Origin of the sequence: Paenibacillus sp. FSL R10-2748 (genome assembly GCF_038005565.1) — a bacterium.
GTDB lineage: Bacteria > Bacillota > Bacilli > Paenibacillales > Paenibacillaceae > Paenibacillus > Paenibacillus polymyxa_B.
Genome location: NZ_JBBOTK010000006.1, coordinates 30,336 through 56,634, shown reverse-complemented (window position 1 = coordinate 56,634; position 26,299 = coordinate 30,336). Strand labels below are relative to the sequence as shown.

Genomic DNA, 26,299 nt, shown 5'->3' with positions numbered 1-26,299 from the left:
CGAGTATGAGTGAGAATACCTATACATTCCCCACCACGTTTATGTGGGGAACTTCGACCTCTTCTTATCAAATTGAAGGTGGCGCGGATGAGGAAGGGAGAACGCCTTCTATTTGGGATACTTTCTGTCGAGCACCCGGGAAGGTGATAGGAGGGGACTGCGGAGATGTGGCTTGTGACCATTTTCACCGCTTTAAGGAAGACGTGCAATTAATGAAGCAACTTGGCTTTTTACATTACCGTTTTTCCGTGGCCTGGCCGCGCATTATTCCCGCACCCGGTGTGGTTAACGAACAGGGGCTACTCTTCTATGAGCGTCTGCTGGATGAGATTGAGTCGGCCGGGCTAATTCCAATGCTGACGCTGTATCATTGGGATCTACCGCAGTGGATTGAGGACGAGGGCGGTTGGACGCAGCGAGAGATTACCCAACATTTTAAAACGTATGCCTCTGTAATCATGGATCGATTTGGACAGCGTATAAGCTGGTGGAATACGATAAATGAGCCCTACTGCGCCTCTATTTTGGGCTATGGTACAGGCGAGCATGCCCCCGGCCACGAGAACTGGAGGGAAGCCTTTACTGCCGCTCATCATATTCTGATGTGTCACGGGATAGCCATGAACTTACACAAGGAAAAGGGCCTGACGGGCAACATCGGTATTACGCTGAACATGGAGCATGTCGATGCAGCCTCTGAACACCCCGAAGATGTAGCCGCTGCTGTCCGGCGGGATGGTTTTATTAATCGTTGGTTTGCCGAGCCATTGTTTAACGGGAAATACCCTGAGGATATGGTGGAATGGTACGGGGGGCACTTGAACGGATTGGATTTTGTACAGCCTGGTGATATGGAGCTGATTCAGCAGCCAGGGGATTTTTTGGGCATCAACTACTACGCCCGCAGTATCATTCAAGCGACTACAGACGCTTCGTTGCTTCAGGTCGAGCAGATTTCCATAGAGGAACCGGTAACGGATATGGGATGGGAGATTCACCCTGAATCCTTTTATAAGCTGCTAACGCGGATTGAGAAGGATTTTACCAAGGGATTACCTATCCTGATTACGGAAAACGGAGCAGCGATGAAGGACGAACTGGTGAATGGAAAGATTGAGGACATTGAGCGTCAGCATTACATTGAGGAACATTTAAAGGCATGCCATCGCTTTATTGGGGAGGGAGGTCAGCTTAAGGGCTATTTTGTCTGGTCGTTCCTCGATAACTTTGAATGGGCCTGGGGATACAGCAAACGTTTCGGTATTATACACATCAATTACGACACACAGGAACGGACTCCCAAACAAAGTGCGCTGTGGTTCAAACAAGTGATGGCGAATAACGGGTTTTAAATAGAAAAGGGGGATACGATGCAGCAGTATTATTTTGACGATCAAGGACGTTTTGTGATTGAGAATTATGCGCAGGTCAAGCCCTTTTCCAGTTTTCTACCCGGTATTGCTGGGGTTCATGGGATTCCTCTGTGGGCATATTATGTTAATCGTGGACAAGGAATTGCGAGCTTTGGTGTGGAGGATAAGAATGGAGCAATCATGGAGTTTTTCCCGGCCAACCGCAGCTATAGTCTCGTGCCGATACATGGCTTTCGAACGTTTTTAAAGGTGAAGATGCAGGGGGAGTGGAACTATGTGGAGCCATTTTCGGCTGTGCATCCTATGAAGCGTGAACAGCAAAAAATGCTGATATCCCGCCACATGCTGGAAATACACAGCTCTAATCCAGACACAGGGCTTGAGGTACGTGTGCAATATTTCACGCTTCCTCATGAAAGTTACGCTGCTTTGGTGCGCAAGGTGGAGATTGTCAATCATTCCGCTCAAGAGCTTGAACTGGAGGTGCTGGACGGCATGCCTGCCGTGCTGCCCTTCGGTATTGATAATGCGGCATACAAGGAGCTTGGACATACACTGAAAAGCTGGATGGATGTGTATAATCTCAACAATAGCATTCCTTACTATAAGGTACGTGGAAGTACAGCGGATACAAGTGAGATTCATCAAATTGAAGCGGGACATTTTATGTACAGCTTTGTGGAGGAGGAGGGCAAGACCAGGCTATTGAGTCCAATTGTCGATCCGTCCGTAATCTTTGGTGAAAATACGGCACTGACCTTCCCGGATCGCTTTATCCATTCACGCGTCGAAGACTTGGTTTCACAGCAGCCTGTGACGACGAATAAAGTGCCTTGTGGGTTTAGCGGCTACACAGCACGACTAGCGGCAGGTACTGCCGTCAATCACTGTACGATCATCGGGCATGTGAATGATATTCACTCTATCAATGAACGGATTACGGAAATTGCAACCATGTCTTATATTGAGCGGAAGGCGGAGGAAGCCAAAGCGTTGATCGAAGAGTTGACGGATGAAATGGCAACGCGGACATCCATTCCGTTATTTGACGAATACTGCCGTCAGAACTATCTGGATAACCTGTTACGCGGTGGTTATCCATTGCTGCTGGACAACGGCACCGAGCAACCATTTGTATATCATGTATTTTCGCGCAAGCATGGGGATCTGGAACGGGACTATAATTTCTTTAAGCTCCAGGCGGGATATTATTCTCAAGGAAATGGTAATTTTCGAGATGCGAACCAGAACCGGAGAAATGATGTGTGGTTTAACCCCAGCATAGGAGATTTCAATATCCGTTTGTTTATGAGCCTGATTCAGCCAGACGGCTATAATCCGCTTGTTGTAAAGGGGTGTAGCTTTCAAATACGAGAGCTGGAACCGTTGCTAGGACAGGTGGAGGTGGCAGATCATTCGTCTTTGCGTGCTTTTTTCCAATCGTCGTTCACCCCGGGTGAGCTGATTCAACATATCATTCATGACAACATCGCGCTAAAGCAAACGGTTGAGACGTTTGTAACCGAAGCTCTCAAGCATTCCGAACAATGCTATGAGGCTGATTTTGGTGAAGGTTTTTGGATCGACCATTGGACTTATAACATGGATCTCATCGAAAGTTATCTAAGTATTTATCCGGACAAACAAGAGGAACTCTTGCTCGCGACCCGAGAGTACATGTATTACGACAGTCCGGCATGGGTACAGCCACGTCGAAACAAATACGTGCAGATGAAGGACGGACGTATCCGTCAGTACGGGGCGGTCGTAGAGAGCAAGGAGAAAGAAGCTCAGCTGCACGCCCGGGATCGCGATGTTCATTGGGTTCGAACCGAACATGGAAGCGGAGAGATTTATAAGTCCAATTTATATGAAAAGCTGCTGTCATTGGCAGCCATCAAGCTGTCCACGCTGGACCCGGAGGGCTTGGGAATTGAGATGGAGGCGGGCAAGCCGGGATGGAATGATTCCATGAACGGACTTCCGGGGCTGTTTGCTTCTGGATTCAGTGAACTGTGTGAATTACAGCGACTCGTAAGATTTTTAATACATGCACAGGTGAAGCTTTTGGGCGATTCTGTGCTACGGTTGCCGCGAGAAGTTGCTAAGTTAATCCAACAGCTGAGGCTCACAATGGAGGAATACTACCACGCTTCTGATGAGGCTGATTACAGGAATGAAAGCAAGGATTACAGCTTCTGGTCACGAATTTCCGATGCTAGAGAAGCGTATCGAGAAACAGTTCGTTTTGGATTTGAAGGGGTAGAAACACCGCTAGCGTTTGATGATGTGCTGGTGTTTTTGCGCCAGGCTGAACGTAAGCTCCAACAGGGGATGGATAAGGCTCTGCTTATCGGTGAGGGGATATACCCAACCTTCTTTTATTATGAAGCCAGAGAATTCGAGGTACAGGAGGATGACTGCGGGGGCAAGCTCGTAAACATACATTCCTTCGAACGTAAGGATACACCATATTTTCTGGAGGGACCGACCCGGGCTATGAAAGTGGTTGGTGACATTGTAAATGGGCAGAAGCTGTATCGGCAAATCAGGCAGAGTGGACTTTACGACAGGAAGCTGGGCATGTATAAGGTGAATGAAAGTCTGGCGGGGCAGCCGTTCGAACTCGGTCGTTCCAGAGCTTTTACACCGGGTTGGCTGGAAAATGAATCTATATTTATGCATATGGAATATAAATATTTACTTGAATGCTTAAGGGCGGGTCTATACACTGAATTTTTTTCAGACATTAAAAAAGCGTTACCGCCTTTTATGGACCCAGAGGTCTACGGAAGAAGCACGCTGGAGAACAGCTCCTTTATTGCTAGTATGGCTAATCCTGATGCAAGTTTGCATGGAACGGGATATATTGCGAGGCTGAGCGGATCTACGGCAGAATTTATTCATATGTGGATATGGATGATGACCGGCGGGCAACCGTTTGGCTATGATCATAGGGGCCTATCCTTGAGACTGGAGCCCAAGCTGCCAGGCTGGCTGTTCACAGCTACAGGTGAGCTATCTTTCTGTTTTCTCGGAAGCTGCCAGGTGACTTATTTAAATAAGGATCGCAAGGATACTTATGCACCGGAATGCATAGTGACCCAGTATGTACTGCATTACGCCAGTGGCGAAAAGAAGACGATAAGCCAGGCTGTATTAGATCAAAAAGAGGCGCAAGATGTGAGAGAGCGGTTGATTTCCCGTATCGAGGTATATTTGGGGACATAGCTCCATGAATTAAAGCCGTCATGCTGCAATAACAGAGCATGACGGCTTTTTAAGACTTCATAAATCCTTGTGCCAGGCAGGGGCCTATGCTGAAATATCTTGCAATTCCAATATCACAGGACAGTGGTCACTGCCTGTAATATGACAATCAATGCTCGCATCCATCAATAGCGGACGAAGTCTCTCCGAGACGAGGAAGTAATCAATCCGCCAGCCGATATTCCTTTCTCTCACCTTTGGCATGTAGGACCACCAGGAATAAACATCCGTCCGGTCAGGATAAAAGTATCTAAAGGTATCTATAAATCCGGCGTCTAGCAGCTGTGACATGCGTTCCCGTTCCTCAGGCGTAAATCCCGCATTTCCGTAGTTAGCTTTGGCATTTTTGAGGTCGATCTCCTGATGAGCTACGTTCAAGTCTCCACAAACGATGACAGGCTTCAAAGCATCCAGTTGTTGCAGGTAGCTGCGAAAACGGTCTTCCCATTCCAGTCTGTAGGGCAGTCGGGATAAGTCCCGTTTGGTATTTGGTGTGTACACATTGACGAGATAAAATTTTTCGAATTCCAAAGTAATGGTTCGGCCCTCCGGTTCTTCATTTTCTTCAAGTCCATAATGCACAGAGAGCGGCTTGATTTTGGTGAAAATAGCCGTGCCGGAATATCCTTTTTTCTCAGCATAATTCCAGTATTGTGTGTATTCCTCCATGTTCTCCATGAGGATTTGACCTTCTTGAAGCTTCGTTTCCTGTACGCAAAAAATATCGGCATTTGTTTCTTTTAGATAAGTATAAAACCCTTTGGTCACACAGGCTCTTAAGCCATTTACATTCCAAGATATTAATTTCATTTGATTAATCTCCTTGCTAATTCACGCGGTCAAGCGATGTGATTTGTATATCCTTTGTTGACATAAGTTTATAAATGTCTTCTATCTGGACTTCATAGGTCTTTTCATCAAAATGGTCCTGACCAAACATATAATCGTTTATTTCTATTGCCTTAAGGTTTCGTTTGGTATTCATAGTCGAAGGGAAGTATTCGATATCTAATGAGGCTTTATTTCCGGCCAACACTGTCTTGAGAACTTTCGCGGTTTGTAATACTCGTTCTTTTTCCAATGGCAATCCTGAGTCAGTTAGATCCTCGAATACAATTATACGAATATACTGATCGCCGAACGCTTTGGGATTCAGTTTAAAATCGTCGTATTCTTTGATCATTTTATCCGTGTTCCCTTCTTGCACTCCAGAATGAACAGCGGCTGAATCATCGTATAGCTTTTGTATAACGGGTTTGAGCTTCATGTCCAGTTGACTCTCCCAAAGGGCGTTAAGATAATTTTCTCTAAATGGGACATCATCATAAGGACGCTTGGTCATGTTAAAGAGGACGGAAGGATGACGATTAGAGATCGCCTCCATGGTATATTCAGTGAAGGGAATACTATGATAGCTAATATTTTGAATTTGAAAGTCCTCTCCGTATTGCTCCAGATATTGCTCTGATTCTGCGGCTACGTTGCGTTTATTTTCACCTGTTTGTGTAAAAGGCTCGATAATATCTACGTATTTCATTGTGACTGCAAGAAGTAGAAGTGTAGCTCCCAAAGCGAGACTGAGTAAAGCGCGCCATTTGGATGGCAAGGATACACCTGTCGGTGCTCTCTCCGCATGGTGTGGAATTTGAAAAGATCGTACTGTAAAAACAATGCCTAAAATGTGAAAAAGAATGGCCAACGGTCCCGAGATAATAAGCAGGTATCCGAGTGAAAACATTGTAAAATAGATCAGAATTCCCTGTGTGATGATAAGAGCCGCTCCTCCAATCATATAGGAAGGAATGGCGAGATAAAACATACCCAATCCAGTACCTAATATAGAAAGCAAAGTGGCAAGAAAACGATGAATTTCCCGCGACTTTTGCAGTTTATTCGTAGTCAAGGGAGTCAGTCTACCTCCTTTACTTAAAAATGGTGCATCATGATAGATGATAGCAATTTCTGCGTTTTTTTGAAAGAGTAGAGACTTGAAACCAGCGCCTAAAGTAACGTTGGGCAGACTATTCTTTCTACATTATTTACACCAAAAAAAGCTCCCTTGCGGAAGCTTTTTTTGGTGTAATATATCAGGAGAGAACTCTCCTATGGTCGACTGCGAAGTATAGGCTAACGATGCCGATGGCCCGACGTTCCCCCGTGGTTTATCTCATGAGAACAAAAAAAGCCTCCATTATGGAAGCTTCTTGTTATGACGTCCCAGGAGGGATTCGAACCCCCGACCGACGGCTTAGAAGGCCGTTGCTCTATCCAGCTGAGCTACTGGGACATAAAATTCAAGCGAATATTAATATATCATATGGATAAAAGAAATTCAAGTCTTATTTTGCATATATCGCTTATTTAAGCTTTATACAGCATAAATTCTGAGTAGACGTAGTTTTTTTTGCCTTATAAAAGGGTATGTTAGAATACAGGTGAATATGTGTAAGACGAGTGGTTGGACTTCGGCTACTGTTTCTCATATAATCTACAAATACTTGAGCTTGCGAAGGAGAGGGGGTGCCTTGAATAAAGGACTCCAAGGTGACGACAAAAGAAAATAATATTGTATTGTTTCCGAAGACACTGGACTATTATCAAATTCAACTTACTGTGATGCTTGAAAACGAACGTTACGGAGAGGCGATGGCGATGCTGCGTTTTTTAATGCAGTGTCAGGGACAGGAGCAGAAGCAATACGATGAATGGAACGCTCTATTACAATGGCTGGAAGCTGCATTTCCACAGTACGCTGACAGCGGGGCGGTAACGGACGCTGTGGAAGAAGAAGTCAGTGAAGTAGAGTTAGCTCGCCGTCATGCACGCTTTAAGCAGGAGCAGGATGCAGGCTACGGCAACAAGCTGTTGCGGATGGCTATGGATGAACCTTTATCCGAACAGACGATTTTAGCATTGGAGCAGTTGTCCTATCTGGAACTCCCAGAAATCGACGATGCCTTGCTTCGCTGGATTACGGAACGGGAAATCCATCCTTTACTTCAATTCCGTGTTCTACAAACAATGCGACGACGCGGAACGGAAGGGACGATAGAAATCAGACGGGGTGATGAACAAGCGGAAATCGACATTGAAACGGTTCCGTTACAGCCAGGTGATTTTCCAGAGTCGATTATGCGTATTTTGGAACGGGTGGCTGATCAGACTGAGGTGCACGAGCCTACACTATTCTATTTTGCACAGGAGCTGTGGTCACAGTTTGTGATGGCGGTATACGGTACGAAAGATTATAGATCAATGTTGGTGGAAGAGGACGGAATGCCAGATATTTGGGCTGCAGCACTCCATCAGACAGTTTCGGAAAGTTTGAACGGAAATAATAATGAGGAAGAAACCCGTGCTATATATGGCATTACAGATGCGTTGCGCTTCCGTTTTGAGCAGGCGTATCGGTCGATGCGACTATTTGTAGCGGCGGGAATGAACACTCCTTAATGACCGGAAACGTTTACCTGTGAAGCATTCAAAGGGCTGCTCTTGAAAAAGACAGTAATGTTAGATATACTATAGTGGTTATTTTGTGTGCGTTGATTGTAATGAAAACTAAGTGAAGATTTTGTTGGAGGGGAAAGCATAAAATGAAAGCAACTTGGGAGAAAATAGAGAAGAACCTTGGGGTTCTTGAAGTTGAGGTTGACGCGGATCGTGTAGCCGCTGCACTCGACAAAGCTTTTAATAAAGTGGCAAAACAAGTAAGTGTACCAGGATTCCGTAAAGGTAAAGTACCACGTCCTATTTTTGAAAAACGCTATGGTATTGAAAGTCTGTACCAGGATGCAATTGACATCCTGTTGCCAGAAGCTTACAGCCAAGCTGTAGAGCAAACGGACATCTTCCCGGTTGACAGCCCTGACGTTGAAATTGATCAATTTGCTAAAGGCGAATCTTTCAAGTTCAAAGCGAAGGTTACTGTTAAACCTGAAGTGACTTTGGGCGATTACAAAGGCGTAGAAGTGCCTGTAAGCAAACTCGAAGTAAGCGACGAAGAATTAGCTCAAGAACTGGAGCGCCTGCAACAACGTCATGCTGAATTGGTTGTCGTTGATGAAGATGCTGCTCAATCCGGTGATACAGCTATTATTGACTTCGACGGTTCCGTGGACGGTGTACCGTTCGAAGGTGGACAAGCTGAGAAGTATTCTTTGGAACTGGGCTCTAACACATTTATCCCTGGTTTTGAAGAGCAAGTGGTTGGTTTGCACACTGGCGATTCCAAGGACGTTGAAGTAACGTTCCCTGAGAACTACCATTCTGCTGACCTCGCTGGCAAACAAGCGGTATTCAAAGTGAAAGTTCACGAACTGAAACGCAAAGTTCTTCCTGAACTGGACGATGAATTTGCTAAAGATGTAAGCGAATTTGACACACTGGCTGAATTCAAGGAAGACTTGAAAAAGCAATTGTTGGATCGTAAGGAAAACGAAGCTAAAGCAGCCCGTGAGGGTGCTGTAGTGGAGAAAGTTGCTGAGAATGCAACAATCGACATTCCTGAAGCAATGGTGAAGAGCGAAGTGCAAAACATGGTTCGCGATTTCGACAACCGTTTGCGTAGCCAAGGTATGAACCTTGAAATGTTCCTCGGATTCTCTGGTCAAAGCAAGGAAGACCTGGAAGAGCAAATGAAAGCTGATGCTGAGAAGCGCGTACGTAACAACCTCGTGCTGGAGCAAGTGGCTAAAGCAGAAAACATCGAAGTTTCCGAAGCGGAAATTGATGAAGAACTGAAAAACATGGCTGAAGCTTACAAACGTTCAGTTGAGGAAATCCGCAGCATTCTGGAAGGTAACGGCTCGTTCGCTAACCTGAAAGAAGAAATTTCACTGCGCAAAACAATTGCTTTGTTGGTGGAAAACAGCAAAGAAGTAGAAGCGCCAGTTGAAGCTGCTGAATAATTCAGACGATAAATATACGGAGTATGCTGTAACAAGCTGCAACGTAGCAATTAGATAGGGATAAGGCACGTAGTGAAAGTTACGTGCCTTATTTTTACCTTTGGTAACCCAAATTTTAGTCGTTTATGGAAAGTGCTGTGAGTCGTGTTTTCTTGTTTTACATAAGTCACTACCGTATATTTGCACATACATACGAAACATGGTTAAATATGAGAAGGTCTCGGCAGAGTGTACTTTAAACAGCCCGCACTGCATATATGAGCGCATGCAAATATGACACGAGACTCTGAACATGTTAAAATATTTTGTAAGGTGTTCACGTTTCATGCTTGCTGCTTCCGTTTTAATGGGACATAAGGAAGCGGATGAATACAGGTGTTCATTTTAATAAAGAAAAGAGGTTGGTCGTGATGAGTCTCGTCCCTATGGTTGTGGAACAAACGAATCGAGGAGAACGATCTTACGATATTTACTCGCGGTTGCTTAAGGATCGTATTATTTTCCTAAGTGGCCCGATTGATGACGATGTCGCCAATCTCGTCATTGCACAGCTATTGTTCCTTTCTGCGGAAGATCCAGAGAAGGATATTAATTTGTACATTAACTCGCCAGGCGGTTCTGTAACTGCGGGCATGGGTATATATGATACAATGCAATTCATTAAGCCGGACGTATCGACGATCTGTGTAGGCATGGCTGCAAGTATGGGGTCGTTGCTGCTAACAGCGGGTGCACCAGGCAAGAGATATGCACTTACCAACAGTGAAGTCATGATCCATCAGCCGCTCGGTGGCATTCAGGGGCAAGCCTCCGATATGCTGATTCATGCGGACTGGATTATCAAAACACGTGCTAAGCTGAATCAAATCTATGTAGAGCGTACGGGTCAGCCCCTCGAAAAAATCGAACGTGATACTGACCGGGATTTCTTCATGGAAGCGGAAGAGGCAAAAGCATACGGTATCATTGACCAGGTGCTGTCTAAACCGATTAATCTGTAAAGGGGTGGCTCTATGTTTAAATTTAATGATGAAAAAGGACAATTGAAATGTTCTTTCTGCGGTAAATCTCAGGATCAGGTTCGCAAGCTTGTTGCTGGACCGGGCGTATATATATGTGACGAATGCATTGAGTTATGCACGGAGATTGTAGAAGAGGAACTGGGTCATGAAGAAGAAGTAGATCTGAAAGACATTCCGAAACCAATGCAAATCCGTGACATTCTGGACCAATATGTCATTGGTCAGGATCAAGCGAAAAAATCGTTGTCTGTAGCGGTATATAATCACTACAAACGTATTAATACTCAAAACAAAATTGATGATGTGGAACTGCAAAAAAGTAACATTTTGATGCTTGGACCTACAGGTTCGGGTAAAACGTTGCTTGCGCAAACCATGGCTAAAATTTTGAACGTTCCTTTTGCTATCGCAGATGCCACTTCCCTTACGGAAGCAGGTTATGTGGGTGAAGACGTTGAAAATATTTTGCTGAAACTGATTCAAGCTGCCGATTATGATGTGGAAAAAGCCGAACGCGGCATTATCTACATTGACGAAATTGATAAAGTAGCCCGCAAATCCGAAAACCCGTCCATTACGCGTGACGTATCGGGTGAAGGTGTACAGCAGGCGTTGCTTAAAATTTTGGAAGGCACGGTTGCTTCTGTACCTCCGCAAGGCGGTCGCAAGCATCCACATCAAGAGTTCATTCAAATTGACACCACGAATATCCTGTTCATTTGCGGTGGTGCCTTTGATGGTTTGGAGCAAATGATTAAACGCCGTATCGGTAAAAAGGTCATCGGCTTTAACGCTACTAGCGAACAAAAAGATCTGAAACCAGGCGAATATACTTCAATGGTATTGCCTGAGGATCTTTTGAAATTCGGTCTGATTCCGGAGTTTGTAGGACGTTTGCCGGTTATTTCTACGCTGGAGCCGCTTGATGAGAACACATTGGTTCGTATTTTGTCTGAGCCGAAAAATGCGTTAGTCAAGCAGTATCAGAAGATGCTTGAACTGGATAATGTTACTTTGGAGTTTAAGCAAGATGCTCTGGAAGCCATTGCCCGTGAAGCCATCAAGCGTAACACGGGTGCCCGTGGTCTTCGTGCGATCATTGAAGGCATTATGCTGGATGTGATGTATGAGGTTCCTTCCCGTGATGATATCACTACTTGCGTCATCAATGAGCAGGTTGTAAAAGATAAAATCGCACCGGAACTCGGTGGTACAGATAAGGATAAAAAACAAGAAGAGAGCGCCTAAGGATTGATACTTCGCGATCTCTAAAACATGAGAAGCCGGATCTCCACTTCACTAAACCTGTATGAGGTTTTAAGGGGTGGAGGTTTGGCGTTAATGGGAGAGAAAAGTACATGTTCTTAAGACAAGACACACGTCCCGTAAAAGTCGGGAATCTGACGATTGGCGGCAGCAATGAAGTCATCATCCAAAGCATGTGTACAACCAAAACAGCAGATGTGGAAGCAACTGTAGCCGAGATTCTTCGTTTGGAAGAAGCCGGATGTCAACTGGTGCGGGTTACTGTCAACAATGAGGAAGCTGCCGCTGCCATTAAGGAAATAAAAAAACGGATTCATATTCCGCTGGTTGCAGATATTCACTTTAATCACAAGCTGGCTCTACTGGCAATTGAAAATGGAATTGATAAGGTTCGCATTAATCCAGGTAACATTGGACGACGTGAAAAAGTGGAAGCTGTCGTTAAGGCATGTAAGGAAAAAGGGATTCCAATTCGGATTGGTGTGAACGCCGGGTCGTTGGAACAGCATTTACTTGATAAGTATGGCTACCCTACGCCAGAAGCGATGGTAGAAAGCGCACTGTATCATATCGGGATACTGGAAGAGCTTGATTTCCATGACATTATCGTGTCATTGAAGGCGTCTGATGTTCCTATGGCGATTGCCGCTTACACGAAGGCAGCTGAAATTATTAAATATCCGCTCCATCTGGGTATTACCGAAGCTGGGACGCTCTTTACGGGTACGGTTAAAAGCGCGGCAGGTATGGGCGCTTTGCTGGCATCAGGCATCGGCTCCACAATGCGTATTTCGCTCAGCGCCGATCCGGTGGAAGAAGTGAAGGTAGCACGTGAGTTGCTCAAGACGTTTGGATTGATCACAAACGCAGCTACACTGATTTCTTGTCCGACTTGCGGACGTCTGGATATTGATCTGTTCTCTATTGCTAACGAGGTAGAAGACTACATTGCAAAACTCAAGGTACCGATTAAAGTATCAGTACTGGGTTGTGCAGTGAATGGCCCGGGTGAAGCGAAGGAAGCTGATATCGGAATTGCCGGAGCGCGCGGTGAAGGCCTTTTGTTCCGTTATGGAAAAATGATTCGCAAAGTACCTGAGGCTGATATGGTCGAGGAATTGAAAAAAGAAATTGATATCATCGTCAAGGCATATGAGGAAACAGGGAAAATCCCTGGACGTGAAGAACGTCATACCGCCGAGAAGGTGTAGGCAAAAGCAGTTATTATAAAGAGGCATAGTCATAATCTATTGTCATCATTTATACGCCGTGGAGAGCAGCTCTGCTACAGAACTGTTCTTCGCGGTGTTTTTGTATTTCTCTCTGATCTTTTGAAAGACCGCCGTTTAGCTATCGCGGAAAAGGAAATACTGTTTTTCATAGAGCGGCATTTTTCAAATTGCTGAGATGAGAAACGGAGGAAATACGATGGACTTGACTATGATTTTGTTATTGGTGCAAATGTTTTTCGGGATTGTTATTGGTCTGTATTTCTGGAACCTCCTGCGGAGCCAGAAAACGAACCGTAGTGCGGTGGATCGAGAATCCCGGAAGGAATTAGATAAGCTACGCAAATTGCGTTCAATTTCACTTACCAAACCATTGGCTGAACGCACACGTCCTGCCACATTACAGGATATCGTGGGTCAGAAGGACGGATTGCGCGCGCTCAAGGCGGCGTTATGTAGTGCGAATCCGCAGCATGTCATTATTTATGGCCCGCCGGGTGTAGGGAAGACGGCTGCTGCACGCGTGGTGTTGGAAGAGGCGAAGAAGAATCTGTCATCCCCGTTCAAGGGAGATGCCAAATTCACGGAGATTGATGCCACGACGGCCCGCTTTGACGAGCGCGGTATTGCGGACCCGCTGATAGGTTCAGTACATGATCCAATCTATCAAGGGGCAGGAGCGATGGGGGTGGCGGGTATCCCGCAGCCTAAGCCTGGAGCTGTAACGAAGGCACATGGGGGTATGCTGTTCATTGATGAGATTGGTGAGCTGCATCCAACGCAGATGAATAAACTGTTGAAAGTGCTGGAGGATCGCAAGGTATTTTTGGAAAGTGCGTATTACAACTCGGAAGATTCGCATACTCCTGCTTATATCCACGATATATTCCAAAACGGTTTGCCAGCGGATTTTCGTTTGGTAGGTGCGACGACCCGTTCGCCGCATGAGTTGCCACCTGCGATTCGCTCCCGGTGCATGGAAATTTATTTCCGTGCCTTGCAGCCACAGGAGATTGCCCGTATTGCTGAGGATGCTGTCCACAAGCTAGGCTTTGGTCCTTGTCCTGAGGCGGTAGAAGTTGTACAGCGTTACGCCACTAACGGCCGGGAGGCGGTCAATATGATCCAGCTTGCTGCTGGTTTGGCACTTACCGAGAAAAGGGAACGTCTCAATGCTTCCGACGTGGAATGGGTAGCGGGCAGCAGTCAAATTCAGCCGCGTCCTGACCGAAAAATACCGGGCTTGCCGCAAATCGGATTTGTTAACGGATTAGCTGTATATGGCCCAAACATGGGAATGCTGCTGGAAATTGAAGTTACCGCGGTTCCGGTTCCTGAGGGGAAGGGAAGCTATAATATTACGGGGGTCGTGGACGAGGAAGAAATCGGAGGTGGGTCCCGCACACTGCGCCGTAAGAGCATGGCTAAAGGTTCTGTGGAAAATGTTCTGACCGTTTTGCGTACGCTCGGATTGGCTCCGTCGAATTACGATCTGCATATCAATTTCCCCGGGGGTACGCCGGTAGATGGCCCGTCCGCAGGAATTGCGATGGCAACAGCTATTGCTTCCGCGATGCGGGGAATTCCGGTGGATCATGAAATTGCTATGACTGGCGAAGTTAGCATCCATGGTCGTGTCAAACCGATTGGTGGTGTGTTAGCCAAGGTTGAAGCCGCTTTTCAGGCGGGAGCCAAAAAAGTGATCATTCCGCAGGATAACTGGCAAGCTCTTTTTGATAGCATTGAGGGTCTAAAAGTCATCCCCGTACAGTCGGTTACAGAAGTGTTCCGACATGTGTTTGGGGAAGAGATGACGTCGGATTTGCCTGTGCATGCGCCAATTGAGACTTTTCGCCCATCCCAATCTTCCTTGTTACAGGCTGATGGAACGCATAACGGGACGATATCAGATACAGGATCTTGCTGATAAACCACCCTTTCATTGGTTTTTTCATAAAACATTTGATAAAATATGAAAGATAGCAACGTGAGGATTGTAAAATCCGGAACCTGAGAATCACTGGAGGTGCGAAAGCGATGGGACCCACCAAGACAAAAGGTCGTCGTTTTCCTTTGCTGCCTTTAAGAGGGCTTCTGGTCTACCCGAGCATGGTTCTGCATCTCGATGTGGGCCGGGAAAAATCGGTCAAGGCTTTGGAAAAAGCGATGGTTGAAGACAATTTGATTCTCCTGTGTTCTCAATCAGAAGTAAATATTGAAGAACCCACACAAGAGGACATCTTTCGAGTCGGCACGGTAGCCAAGGTACGTCAGATGCTCAAGCTTCCTAATGGAACCATTCGAGTATTGGTGGAAGGGCTGGAACGCGCCGAGATTATTCAATATACGGACAATGAAGAATATTACGAGGTAATGGCGAAGGAGCTGCACGAGGCAGAAAACGTACAGCCTGAGACGGATGCGCTTATGCGCACTGTATTAACTCAGTTCGAGCATTATATCAACTTGTCCAAAAAGGTAACACCAGAGACTCTCGCTGCGGTATCCGATATTGAGGAGCCAGGACGGCTTGCAGACGTGATCACAAGTCACCTGACGCTCAAAATTAAGGAAAAGCAGGATATACTGGAGACGATCGACGTTACTCAGCGTCTGGAGAAGCTTCTGGATATTTTGAACAATGAGCGTGAAGTACTGGAGCTGGAACGTAAAATCAACCAGCGTGTGAAGAAGCAGATGGAAAAGACGCAGAAGGAGTATTATCTGCGTGAACAAATGAAGGCAATTCAGAAGGAACTTGGTGAGAAGGAAGGTCGCGCAGGAGAAGTTGAAGAACTACGCAACCAGCTAAGTGAACTGGAGTTGCCTGTTCCGGTGAAGGAGAAGGTTGAAAAGGAAATCGACCGTCTGGAAAAAATGCCAGCAAGCTCTGCCGAGGGTGGCGTCATCCGTAATTATGTTGATTGGTTGTTAAGCTTGCCATGGAACAAGTTTACCGATGATGATCTGGATATCGTCAAAGCTGAAGAGGTACTCAATAACGACCACTACGGACTGGATAAACCCAAGGAGCGTGTATTGGAGTATTTGGCTGTACGTAAGCTAGTGAAGACCATTAAGGGACCGATTCTGTGTCTTGTAGGTCCGCCAGGGGTCGGCAAGACCTCGTTGGCCCGTTCGATTGCCAAATCCATGGGTCGGGAATTTGTTCGCATCTCTCTCGGAGGTGTGCGGGATGAAGCGGAAATCCGTGGTCACCGCCGGACTTATGTTGGCGCGATGCCAGGGCGGATCATTCAAGGGATGAAGACCGCAGGAACGTCTAATCCGGTATTTTTGCTGGATGAGATTGATAAAATGGCTTCCGATTTTCGAGGGGATCCATCGGCGGCATTGCTTGAAGTGCTTGATCCTGAACAAAACAATACGTTCAGTGACCATTTTGTCGAGCTGCCGTTTGATCTGTCCAATGTGATGTTTGTAACGACAGCCAATGCTGCGCACAACATCCCGCGTCCGCTAATGGACCGCATGGAGACATTATATATTCCTGGCTACACCGAACTGGAGAAGCTGGAAATCGCCAATCGGTATTTATTGCCCAAGCAGAAGAGAGAGCATGGCTTGGACGAGGAACAACTGGTTATCGGGGAGGATACGCTACTGCGTGTCATTCGCGAATATACCCGTGAATCCGGTGTACGGAATCTTGAGCAGCAAATGGCTTCTCTGTGCCGCAAGGCGGCGAAGTCAGTTGTATCTGGTGGCGAAGGCCCGATTCAAATCACACCGGATAATCTGAAGGATTATCTAGGTATCGCTAAATTCCGTTACGGTGTTGCAGAACTGGAGGATCAGATCGGTACGGTTACAGGCTTGGCATGGACAGAAGTCGGTGGTGAAACATTGATGATTGAAGTGACGGTCGTACCTGGTAGCGGTAAACTGATTCTTACGGGTAAACTGGGAGACGTTATGAAGGAATCTGCACAGGCGGCATTCAGCTACACTCGTTCGAAAGCAGTTGATCTGGGCATTGAACTGGACTTTTATGAGAAAAATGATATCCACATTCATATTCCTGAGGGTGCGATTCCGAAGGATGGCCCATCTGCAGGAATTACTATTGCTACCGCATTAATTTCAGCTTTGACCAACCGTCATGTATCCAAAGATGTGGCTATGACGGGCGAAATTACTCTGCGTGGTCGTGTATTGCCAATTGGTGGTTTGAAAGAGAAGTCGCTGGCTGCCCACCGGGCAGGCTACAAAAAAATTCTGCTTCCCAAAGATAATGAACGGGATTTGAAGGATATTCCCGACAGTATCCGGCAGGATGTTGAATTTGTCCCCGTTGCCCATATGGATCAGGTGCTAAAGCATGCTTTGGTTGAGCAGGCAAGGGTACATTAGAGAGGAATTAAGGACACAATGAAAGTAACAAAAGCAGAATTTATAATAAGTGCGGTTGGCCCCGATCAGTTTCCTGTGGACGCTTTGCCAGAGATTGCTCTGGCGGGGCGCTCCAATGTAGGAAAGTCTTCACTGATTAATCGGTTGATTAACCGTAAGAATTTGGCGCGTACCAGTTCTACGCCAGGTAAAACCCAGCAACTCAATTATTACCGGATTAATGATGATCTTTATTTTGTCGATTTTCCCGGTTACGGTTACGCCAAAGTATCCAAAACGTCCCGCAAGGCTTGGGGGCAGATGATTGAGTCTTATTTGCTGGAGCGTGAGCCACTCAAACTGGTGCTTCAAATGGTAGATTTACGCCATCCGCCGTCCAAGGATGATATCATGATGTATGATTGGCTGCGTCATAATGGGCTTCCCGTATGTGTTGTAGGCACGAAGGCAGATAAAATCCCTAAAACGCGACGAGAAAAGCATTATAAAGTAATCAAGCAAGAACTCGGAATACTTCCCGGGGGATTGTTTATCCCCTTTTCATCCGAAGAAGGTATGGGCAAGGAAGAGCTGTGGTCTGTCATCTCCAGCTATATAGAGAATGACGACGAAGAGCAGACGGAATTGTAAGGCTAGGGACGTCCTTAAGGGCGTCCTTTTTTCATGATTCGGGCTTCGGGAAAATAAGCTTACTAAAATGGTAGGAATAATATATAATAACTAAAGGAACTCGTGGACTTTAAGCAGAAAAGTGAGTGTATATGGAGGATAATGCAGTCTCAACCCCATTATTTTCTGTTTTTTTCGATGTGTGACGGAAATTTATGATTGATGTGCAAGATAAGCGCTGTAGGTCTGATGTATAATGAAGCATAGAGCTTAAACTAAAGGTTCAGGAAAGAATTGAGGAGATTGGTATGGCTCAGCGGTTAGCCACAGAGTATGTTAAAACCACATTGACCTTGTCGGAAACTCAAATGGACGAATTTTTGCGGGCAGTGGATGATCCGCAGGTGCATTACCACATTAAAGTTCTGGATAACGGAAGTCAGGAAATCGTTCTGGAGCATAGTGCGGGTGAGGAAGTTCATTTGTTTTTTGAAGCCAAAGAGGGAGCATTAGTGTGTGAATTGACTTGCCGCTTAATTCATCCGCAACTAACCCTATTTATACGCAAACTTTTTGTTCGTTTTAAGGGTGAAGGCATCGTTTACCGAATGTATCAAGGATTCACTATGGTGTATTTTTATAATGAAGGTACGGTTCGTAAAATTATGGAGAAGAATGCCGCAGGCTCTAAGCTGGTATTTGAATATAAAAATACGGTACAGGAACTGCAACAGCTTTTTCAGCATCAGAACGTCGAAAATGAAATATCAGACGTATATCATCTCATTAATTCGTTGCTTGACCAGCGGAATTTGGCGCGTACTTTCTCGGAGTTGGAACAGATTGACCACAAGCTTCGAATGAGTTGCTCGAAATTATTTGCACTGGAAGCTTAATAAGGCATGAATATATGGAATGAATCGTTATGCAGTGTAGTCCCTTTCTTTACCGAAAGGGGCTTTTTTATTCCAAAAAAATGATTGCATTTGCTGCACATAGATGTTATTTTTAATCTCGTTGAAAATGAATATAGGAACCAGGATTCACTCAGGACATTGAATGTTGCGAGAGGTTATTCCCTCGGGAAGTGAATGACGTAGGTCCTAGCGGATGAAATTTTTTCAAACATTTTATTCCTAGGAAGGGGGAACCGAAAGATGGAATTGGAGTACTCAACTTTCGGAAGACACGTTGCCGTAGATACTTGGGGTGTTGAGTTTGAATTGCTGAATGATGCGCAGTTTTTGGAGGCTCAATTAGTTGAAGCAGCTGAAGCTTGCGGAGCAACGGTGATGTCCGTTCAATCCAAGCAATTCGAACCACAGGGAGCTACCGTGCTTGTACTGTTGTCGGAGAGTCATCTCTCTATTCATACGTATCCTGAGAGAGGATTTGCCGCTATTGATTGTTATACTTGCGGTGAGACTGTCGATCCGCAGCTGGCTATTGATTACCTGGTATCCGTTCTAAAACCGAAAAAAACATATGCGAAGAAGCTGATTCGCGGCTTGGGAGAACTTCAGGTGGAATCACCGGAGTGCAAGCTGGCCGAGTTAGTGTAAATCGTTCTTTATGGAGCCATTTGTGCGTCCTATATTATAACCATGGAACATTTCCATGGTTATTTGTTTTAAAAGTGGTTTACACTAAATCAAATCATACAGAACGTGCTAGATGTTCATGAAAGCCATCCAATTTTCATAAACAATTCATAAAACAGCCGGAGGAGATTCGGACTTCTGTGATATAATTAACATAGTTTATGATAACAGTGGTTATTCTTATTACAGTTTAGGCAGGTGAATTTGCAATGCACATCGTCGTTGTTGGGTTGAATTATCGTACGGCGCCTGTGGAAGTCAGAGAGCGTTTTACATTTGCAGAACAAGATTTGCCAAAAGCGCTGGAACAACTCAAACTTACCAAAAGTGTGTTGGAAGGCGTAGTTGTCGCAACCTGCAATCGGACTGAAATATATGTTGTGGTGGACCGCCTTCACATGTGCGGTTATTTTATACGCAGTTTTATGGAGCAATGGTTTGGCATTCCGCGTGATCAATTTACACAACATTTATATATATATGAGGACGAGCAGGCGATTCGGCATTTGTTCCGTGTGACTTGTGGTCTTGATTCTATGGTAATCGGAGAAACACAAATTTTGGGACAGGTAAAGAACGCTTTTCTTCAGGCTCAATCCCAGAAAATTACGGCAACGTGGTTTAATATGTTGTTTAAGCAGGCCGTCACATTGGGCAAGCGTGCCCATTCGGAGACGTCTATTGGAGAAAGTGCCGTATCTGTCAGCTATGCAGCAGTTGAGCTGGGCAAACGGATTTTCGGGATGTTTACCGATAAAAAGGTACTGATTCTCGGTGCTGGTAAAATGAGCGAGCTTACTGTTAAGCATTTGTACAGCGGCGGAGCAGCCGAGGTTATTGTAGCAAACCGAACCTTGTCCCGTGCGGAAGACCTTGCCTCCAAGTTTCATGGAACGCCGGTTACGATGGAGGAAGGCATGAATCGGTTGGCGGATGTGGATATTGTTATTAGCTCGACAGGTGCCCAGGGTTATATTCTGGATCGGACTCGGGTTGAAGCAAGTATGAAACGTCGACAGTCCCGTCCTTTGTTTATGATTGATATTGCGGTTCCGCGTGATCTCGACCCGGCTATTGGTGAATTACAGAATGTTTTCCTGTACGATATTGATGATCTGGAAGGGATCGTGGAGAGCAATTTGGAAATGCGCCGTACCGAAGCTACAAAAATCGAGCATATGATCGAAGATGAGCTTAGCGAGTTTTATCAATGGTTGAAAACGATGGGAGTGCGTCCGGTGATTCGTGCATTACAGGAAAAAGCGGAGTCTGTACATCAGGATACGTTGGAAAGCTTGTTCAATAAGCTTCCCGAGCTGGATGAACGGCAACGCAAAGTGATTAGCCGCTTGACGAAGAGTATGCTGAATCAGATGATGCATGATCCGATCAATCGGGTAAAGGAACTGGCTGTCCAAAAGCAGGGAAATGAGGCCCTAGACATGTTTAGCCACATTTTTGCTCTGGAGGATCGTTTGGATGACGCCGCTCAGAAAGTAGATAAAAGCGATGCATCTGCGTTAATGAAACCGGAAGCCGGTGTTCATGAAAAGACCGTTCAGGCTCAGGCTTTGCCAGCGTCGTTTGCGCCGGCCAGCCTGTAAAGGTGGGTGAACAGACGTGGCTTCAGGCATGCTTATATATGATTCAATGATTTATGTTTTTGCCCTGAGCCTTCTGTTTGTATTCTCGGATGGGATTCGTCGCAATGCGAATGCTAAACGGACAGGTACAGGGCTTCTTGTTGTCGTTCTGGTGCTCCAGCTTGCTTATATGGGGATAAGAACCTGGAATGAAGGGCATCTTCCTATTTTCGTGACCTATGATTTTCTATTTCTGTTCTCAGTTATTTTGGTACTGATTTCTTTGATTCTGACACGTTATCAGCGATCCGAATTTGCGGTATTGCTGCTTAATATTATTAGTTTTGCAGTGCTAGTGCTCAACAATATATGGATGAAGCCTCTCGACAACCCGCTTGGAAATTGGCATACAGTGCATGGGCTGCTCCTGATTCATATTGCGCTGGCTAATCTTGGTTTTGTAGCAATGACGGTAGCGGCTGTATTTTCGGGGTTATATCTGTTTTTGCATCGTAAATTGAAAGTAAAGAAATGGAATGACACGATCAGGCGCCTGCCGAGTCTGGAAATGATGGATCGGTATACGCATATGGCGCTGTTGATTGGTACTCCTTTGCTGGGAGTCTCTATTGTAGTTGCCGTTATTTCTATTATTGCCGAGGAACGCTGGCGTCTCTTGCTCGATACCAAGGTGCTGATGACAGCGATTGCCTTGTGCGTGTATATTGTATTTTTAGTGAGCAAAAGATTGAATCAGCGTTCAGGGCTTGTGATGGCAAAGTGGGCATTGGTGGGCTACACGCTATTGATTCTTAATTTTTTGCTGAATTCCTGGTCTGTATTTCATCAGTGGACGGGAGAGTGAAAAGCCTTTTGCAGCATTTTGTCCCGATTTCGTTGAATTGTAAGAATAGGATCTGTTGTGTTGTAGGTGGCGGTAGGATTGCGGAACGAAAGGTAAAGGGGATGATGGAAAGTGGGGCATTCATTACCGTCATTAGCCCGAATATAACGCCGGATTTACAGGTTCTGGCGGATCACAAGCAGCTCCACTGGGTAAATCGCGTATATCGCGAGGGTGACCTTCAGGGAGCCTTTCTTGTATATGCGGCGACGAACCAGAGAGAAGTGAATTATGAGGTTGCGCATGAGGCCAGACAAAGGGGTATACTGGTAAATGTGGCGGATCGATCGGAAGATGGAGACTTTATAACGCCGGGTATCATTCGACGAGGAAGATTGACGATTAGTATTTCCACAGAAGGGGCTGGCCCTGCTGTGACCGCTGATATTACATCAGCTTTGGATACGTTGTTTGGTAGCGAATACGAGCCATATCTGGATTTCATGCACGATATGCGACAGATCATCAAACATAAGATAAGTTCTCCACAGCAAAGGACCAAACTACTGAGGCGCTTGGCGAGTAGCGGAATTTTGGATCAAATACGCCGTCATGAATTTATGGCTTGGACCGAAAAAGAAATAGACCTATGGATTGCGCAAAATCAGGAGGAATAACATGCGAACAATTGTGGTAGGCAGCAGACAGAGTGCGCTGGCGTTAACTCAGACCGGGCATGTCATTGAAGATTTGAACGCGCTGTGCGCGGAGCATGGAATGGATTTGCAATTTGTCGTGAAGAAAATCCTGACCAAGGGTGATCGAATATTGGATGTAACCTTGTCCAAAGTGGGTGGCAAAGGGCTTTTTGTCAAAGAAATTGAACAGGCCATGCTGGCTGGTGAGATTGATATGGCAGTACATAGTATGAAGGATATGCCTTCCGAATTACCGGAAGGGCTTGTCAACGGCGCTGTGCCGCGCCGTGAGGATCCACGTGATTGCCTGATCACATTGGGCGCCAAGAGCCTGGAGGATTTGCCTCAAGGGGCAAAGGTGGGCACGAGCAGCCTGCGCAGAGCCAGTCAAATCAAGTCCATGCGACCTGATCTACAATTGGAGCCTGTGCGTGGTAATATTGATTCCCGTCTGAAAAAGCTGGAGACGGAAGGTTTTGACGCTATCATTTTGGCGGCAGCAGGCTTGCATCGGATGGGCTGGAAAGAGCGAATTACGTCCTATATACCGGAAGAAGACTGTTTGCCGGCGGTTGGGCAGGGAGCGCTGGGTATTGAATGTCGTGCGAGCGACGAAGAGCTATTGGCCTTGCTGCGCCTTTACAACGACCGGGATACCTCGGCTACCGTTGCGGCAGAACGAACCTTTCTGGGCGTGTTAAATGGGGGATGTCAAGTGCCGATCGGGGCTCATGCGGTCTGGGCTGGTCAAGAAATCAGCCTCACGGGCATGGTAGGATCGCCAGATGGCGAGTTTATTTTGAAGGAAACGCTCCAGGGAAATGATCCGCAAAAGCTGGGAGAAGCGGTGGCGGCCAGTTTGATAGCCAAAGGAGCGGAACAGATTCTGGCGCAGGTGAGGGGATGATAGCATGGCAGGAAAAGTATATTTGGTAGGTGCAGGACCCGGAGACGCAAGATTAATTACGGTCAAGGGTTGGGAATGCATTCAATTGGGCGATGTCATTGTGTACGACAGACTGGCAAGCCCACGCCTCTTGGGACTGATGAAGCCAGGTGCCCAAAAAATATATGTCGGCAAGTTGCCAGATCGTCACACCATGAAGCAAGAGGAAATTAATCAGCTGCTGGTGGATTTGGCCTTGGAGGGCAAAACAGTTGTTCGTCTTAAAGGGGGAGACCCCACTATATTTGGACGAGTCGGCGAGGAAGCCGGGCTATTGCGTAAACACGGTATTTCCTATGAAATTATACCCGGCATCACATCAGCGATCAGTGTGCCCGCCTATGCGGGCATTCCAGTCACACACCGAGATATGGCCTCATCGCTTTCTATCATTACAGGTCATGAAAGTCCGGATAAACTCGACAAAAGTATTCATTGGGATAAAGTGACGAACGCAACGGGCACACTGATCTTTATGATGGGTGTAGCAAAGATCGGCTATATCAGTGAACAGCTCATAAAACACGGCAAGCCGTCAGATACTCCTGTTGCCTTGATCCGTTGGGGGACCCGCGCCGAGCAGGATACGCTGGTGGGTACGCTGGCGGATATTGAAGCTAAGGTGAAAGCCGCGAATTTTCAGCCTCCCGCCGTCATCGTTGTCGGAGAAGTGGTCAATCAACGTGAACAGTTAAAATGGGCTGAGGACATGCCTTTGTTTGGCAAGCGGATTTTAGTTACTCGCGCGCGTGCGCAGGCCAGCAGTCTGGTTCACCGGATTGAAGAGCTTGGTGGCGAGCCTTATGAATTTCCAGTTATTCAGACTGTCGCCCCTTCGGACGAGCCAACCAAACAGGAAATTAAAGAGGCATTTGCACGACTGCCTGAATATGATTGGGTGTTTTTTACCAGCGTTAATGGAGTGGAATACTTTTTCACGCACTTAAAGGAACAGGGCAAGGACGTACGCGCGTTGTTCAAAGCGCGTATTGCCGCAGTCGGACCGGCTACAGCAGCCGCGCTTCGGACGCACGGAATTGCGGCAGAACAGATCGAAGGCCCTTTTCAGGCAGAGGGCTTGCTCGAAGGGTTTGAGCAGGATTTGCAGGCAGGGCAGGATGTATTTCTCCCAAGGGGTGATCTAGCTCGGTCGTGGCTGCCAGAAAAGCTGAGGGAGATGGGCCTTCATGTGACCGAGGCTGATTTGTATCAAACGGTGCTGGCAGCCAACACACAGGATGACGAGCTCCTCAAGCTGCTTGAGGAACGTGCCATTCACGCGATTACGTTTACGAGTTCCTCAACCGTCACCTTTTTTCTGGAAGCGCTCAGACAAATGGGGATCCATGATCCGTTGTCGCTGCTGGAGGGAGTTACGATTGCTGTGATCGGTCCTTTGACCGGTGAGACAGCTACCCAAGCCGGTTTGACTGTGAGTTTTATGTCAGAGAAGGCAACCATTGAAAGTCTGATTCAATCGTTATGTGACTGGAAACGATCAAGTACTCTTATGACATTATAATTTTTTGTTTTTGCTAATGAATGTATAAAAAATGGAGGTTTGTATTCATGAGTGTTCCTTTTACTAGACATCGTCGTTTGCGCCAGTCAGCTGCAATCCGCAGTATGGTGCGTGAGACGGTATTGAATCCCGCTGATTTTATCCAACCGATTTACGTAACATTTGGCACTGGAGTGAAACAGGAAATTAGCTCTATGCCAGGTGTATACCGTTTTTCTCTGGATCGGCTGGAGGAAGAACTGAAAGAGATTAGTGAGCTTGGCATTCCCGCCGTGCTCCTGTTTGGCATACCGGAAACAAAAGACAGTGTAGGGACTTCGGCTTTTGTGGACGATGGTATTGTTCAGGAAGCAACTCGTTTGATCAAGTCTCGTTATCCCGAACTGCTGGTTGTGGCTGATACTTGTTTGTGTGAGTTTACGGACCATGGACACTGCGGTATGGTACACATGCATGAGCATGATGGTGAGGTATGCGGTGAAGTATTGAATGATGAATCTCTGAAGGTGCTGGTACGTACAGCCGTTTCTCAGGCCAGAGCTGGTGCGGATATTATCGCGCCATCTAATATGATGGACGGTTTTGTACAGGCGATTCGGCAGGGGCTGGATCTAGAAGGCTTTTCACATATTCCGATTATGTCGTATTCCGTCAAATATGCGTCTGCTTTTTATGGTCCTTTCCGGGAAGCTGCTGATTCTGCACCGCAGTTTGGTGACCGTAAATCCTATCAGATGGATCCTGCTAATGCACGTGAAGCATTGCGAGAAGCGGAATCTGATGTGCTGGAGGGTGCGGATATGCTGATGGTGAAGCCTTCTCTTTCTTACCTGGACGTGATGCGCACGATTAAGGATCAATTTGATCTGCCTATGGTGGCTTACAACGTTAGTGGTGAATATGCCATGGTCAAGGCAGCAGCTCTTCAAGGCTGGATTGATGAAAAAGCAATGGTGCTAGAGATTTTGACAAGCATGAAGCGTGCGGGTGCAGATATGATTATTACCTATTCGGCCAAGGATGCGGCAAGATGGTTGAAGCAATAAGTCTAT

At 46.2% G+C, this 26,299-nt stretch carries 20 protein-coding genes and 1 tRNA gene; 18 read left to right on the top strand and 3 right to left on the bottom strand.

What is annotated here, in order from left to right; genetic code table 11:
• Positions 1-5: 5 nt before the first annotated feature.
• Both NSS66_RS18385 and NSS66_RS18380 read left to right on the top strand, forming a co-directional pair.
• Positions 6-1,352, top strand: a complete 1,347-nt coding sequence (locus NSS66_RS18385) for a GH1 family beta-glucosidase (protein WP_028541565.1) — start codon at positions 6-8, stop codon at positions 1,350-1,352.
• 18 nt (positions 1,353-1,370) lie between these two features.
• Positions 1,371-4,604 (top strand): cellobiose phosphorylase, encoded by a 3,234-nt coding sequence (locus NSS66_RS18380; RefSeq protein WP_340959520.1) that lies wholly within the window; start codon positions 1,371-1,373, stop codon positions 4,602-4,604.
• A gap of 84 nt (positions 4,605-4,688) precedes the next feature.
• Here NSS66_RS18380 and NSS66_RS18375 read toward each other — a convergent pair whose 3' ends face one another.
• The 3 genes from NSS66_RS18375 to NSS66_RS18365 form a co-directional block, all read right to left on the bottom strand.
• A complete protein-coding gene (locus NSS66_RS18375) occupies positions 4,689-5,453 on the bottom strand; it encodes an exodeoxyribonuclease III (RefSeq protein ID WP_075154650.1) in 765 nt (254 codons plus the stop codon).
• Positions 5,454-5,469: 16 nt separating this feature from the next.
• On the bottom strand, positions 5,470-6,546 hold the full coding sequence (locus NSS66_RS18370) for a hypothetical protein (protein ID WP_340959519.1): 1,077 nt from the start codon (positions 6,544-6,546) through the stop codon (positions 5,470-5,472).
• A gap of 310 nt (positions 6,547-6,856) precedes the next feature.
• Positions 6,857-6,930, bottom strand: a tRNA-Arg gene (locus NSS66_RS18365).
• 257 nt (positions 6,931-7,187) lie between these two features.
• On the opposite strand from NSS66_RS18365, the gene NSS66_RS18360 reads away from it, so the two are divergent.
• From NSS66_RS18360 to hemB, 16 genes are all read left to right on the top strand, one after another.
• A complete protein-coding gene (locus tag NSS66_RS18360; protein ID WP_023989974.1) occupies positions 7,188-8,096 on the top strand; it encodes a hypothetical protein in 909 nt (302 codons plus the stop codon).
• Between the two features lie 143 nt (positions 8,097-8,239).
• Positions 8,240-9,553: a trigger factor gene (gene tig / locus NSS66_RS18355; protein WP_028541569.1), complete on the top strand. Its 1,314-nt coding sequence runs from the start codon at positions 8,240-8,242 to the stop codon at positions 9,551-9,553.
• 410 nt (positions 9,554-9,963) lie between these two features.
• Entirely contained in the window at positions 9,964-10,554 is a 591-nt protein-coding gene (gene clpP, locus NSS66_RS18350; protein ID WP_016324659.1) for an ATP-dependent Clp endopeptidase proteolytic subunit ClpP, read from the top strand.
• Between the two features lie 12 nt (positions 10,555-10,566).
• Complete coding sequence (clpX, locus tag NSS66_RS18345; protein ID WP_023989972.1) at positions 10,567-11,823, top strand: ATP-dependent protease ATP-binding subunit ClpX; 1,257 nt, start codon at positions 10,567-10,569, stop codon at positions 11,821-11,823.
• Between the two features lie 110 nt (positions 11,824-11,933).
• Positions 11,934-13,052: a flavodoxin-dependent (E)-4-hydroxy-3-methylbut-2-enyl-diphosphate synthase gene (gene ispG, locus NSS66_RS18340; protein WP_023989971.1), complete on the top strand. Its 1,119-nt coding sequence runs from the start codon at positions 11,934-11,936 to the stop codon at positions 13,050-13,052.
• A gap of 217 nt (positions 13,053-13,269) precedes the next feature.
• Positions 13,270-14,997: an ATP-dependent protease LonB gene (lonB, locus tag NSS66_RS18335; protein WP_023989970.1), complete on the top strand. Its 1,728-nt coding sequence runs from the start codon at positions 13,270-13,272 to the stop codon at positions 14,995-14,997.
• Between the two features lie 110 nt (positions 14,998-15,107).
• Positions 15,108-17,444, top strand: coding sequence for an endopeptidase La (gene lon, locus NSS66_RS18330; RefSeq protein ID WP_023989969.1), 2,337 nt, complete (start codon positions 15,108-15,110; stop codon positions 17,442-17,444).
• Positions 17,445-17,462: 18 nt separating this feature from the next.
• Positions 17,463-18,074, top strand: coding sequence for a ribosome biogenesis GTP-binding protein YihA/YsxC (gene yihA, locus NSS66_RS18325; RefSeq protein ID WP_013311619.1), 612 nt, complete (start codon positions 17,463-17,465; stop codon positions 18,072-18,074).
• Between the two features lie 287 nt (positions 18,075-18,361).
• Positions 18,362-18,949, top strand: a complete 588-nt coding sequence (locus NSS66_RS18320; RefSeq protein ID WP_023989968.1) for a hypothetical protein — start codon at positions 18,362-18,364, stop codon at positions 18,947-18,949.
• Between the two features lie 267 nt (positions 18,950-19,216).
• Positions 19,217-19,615, top strand: coding sequence for an adenosylmethionine decarboxylase (gene speD / locus NSS66_RS18315; protein WP_025365654.1), 399 nt, complete (start codon positions 19,217-19,219; stop codon positions 19,613-19,615).
• A 248-nt stretch (positions 19,616-19,863) separates the two neighbouring features.
• Complete coding sequence (hemA, locus tag NSS66_RS18310) at positions 19,864-21,258, top strand: glutamyl-tRNA reductase (RefSeq protein WP_013311616.1); 1,395 nt, start codon at positions 19,864-19,866, stop codon at positions 21,256-21,258.
• A 16-nt stretch (positions 21,259-21,274) separates the two neighbouring features.
• Positions 21,275-22,102, top strand: a complete 828-nt coding sequence (ccsA, locus tag NSS66_RS18305) for a cytochrome c biogenesis protein CcsA (RefSeq protein WP_023989966.1) — start codon at positions 21,275-21,277, stop codon at positions 22,100-22,102.
• A gap of 8 nt (positions 22,103-22,110) precedes the next feature.
• A complete protein-coding gene (locus NSS66_RS18300) occupies positions 22,111-22,758 on the top strand; it encodes a precorrin-2 dehydrogenase/sirohydrochlorin ferrochelatase family protein (protein ID WP_028541572.1) in 648 nt (215 codons plus the stop codon).
• Position 22,759: 1 nt separating this feature from the next.
• Positions 22,760-23,686 (top strand): hydroxymethylbilane synthase, encoded by a 927-nt coding sequence (gene hemC / locus NSS66_RS18295; RefSeq protein ID WP_023989964.1) that lies wholly within the window; start codon positions 22,760-22,762, stop codon positions 23,684-23,686.
• Positions 23,687-23,690: 4 nt separating this feature from the next.
• Complete coding sequence (cobA, locus tag NSS66_RS18290; RefSeq protein ID WP_340959517.1) at positions 23,691-25,247, top strand: uroporphyrinogen-III C-methyltransferase; 1,557 nt, start codon at positions 23,691-23,693, stop codon at positions 25,245-25,247.
• Positions 25,248-25,294: 47 nt separating this feature from the next.
• A complete protein-coding gene (gene hemB, locus NSS66_RS18285; RefSeq protein ID WP_023989962.1) occupies positions 25,295-26,293 on the top strand; it encodes a porphobilinogen synthase in 999 nt (332 codons plus the stop codon).
• Positions 26,294-26,299 lie beyond the last annotated feature (6 nt).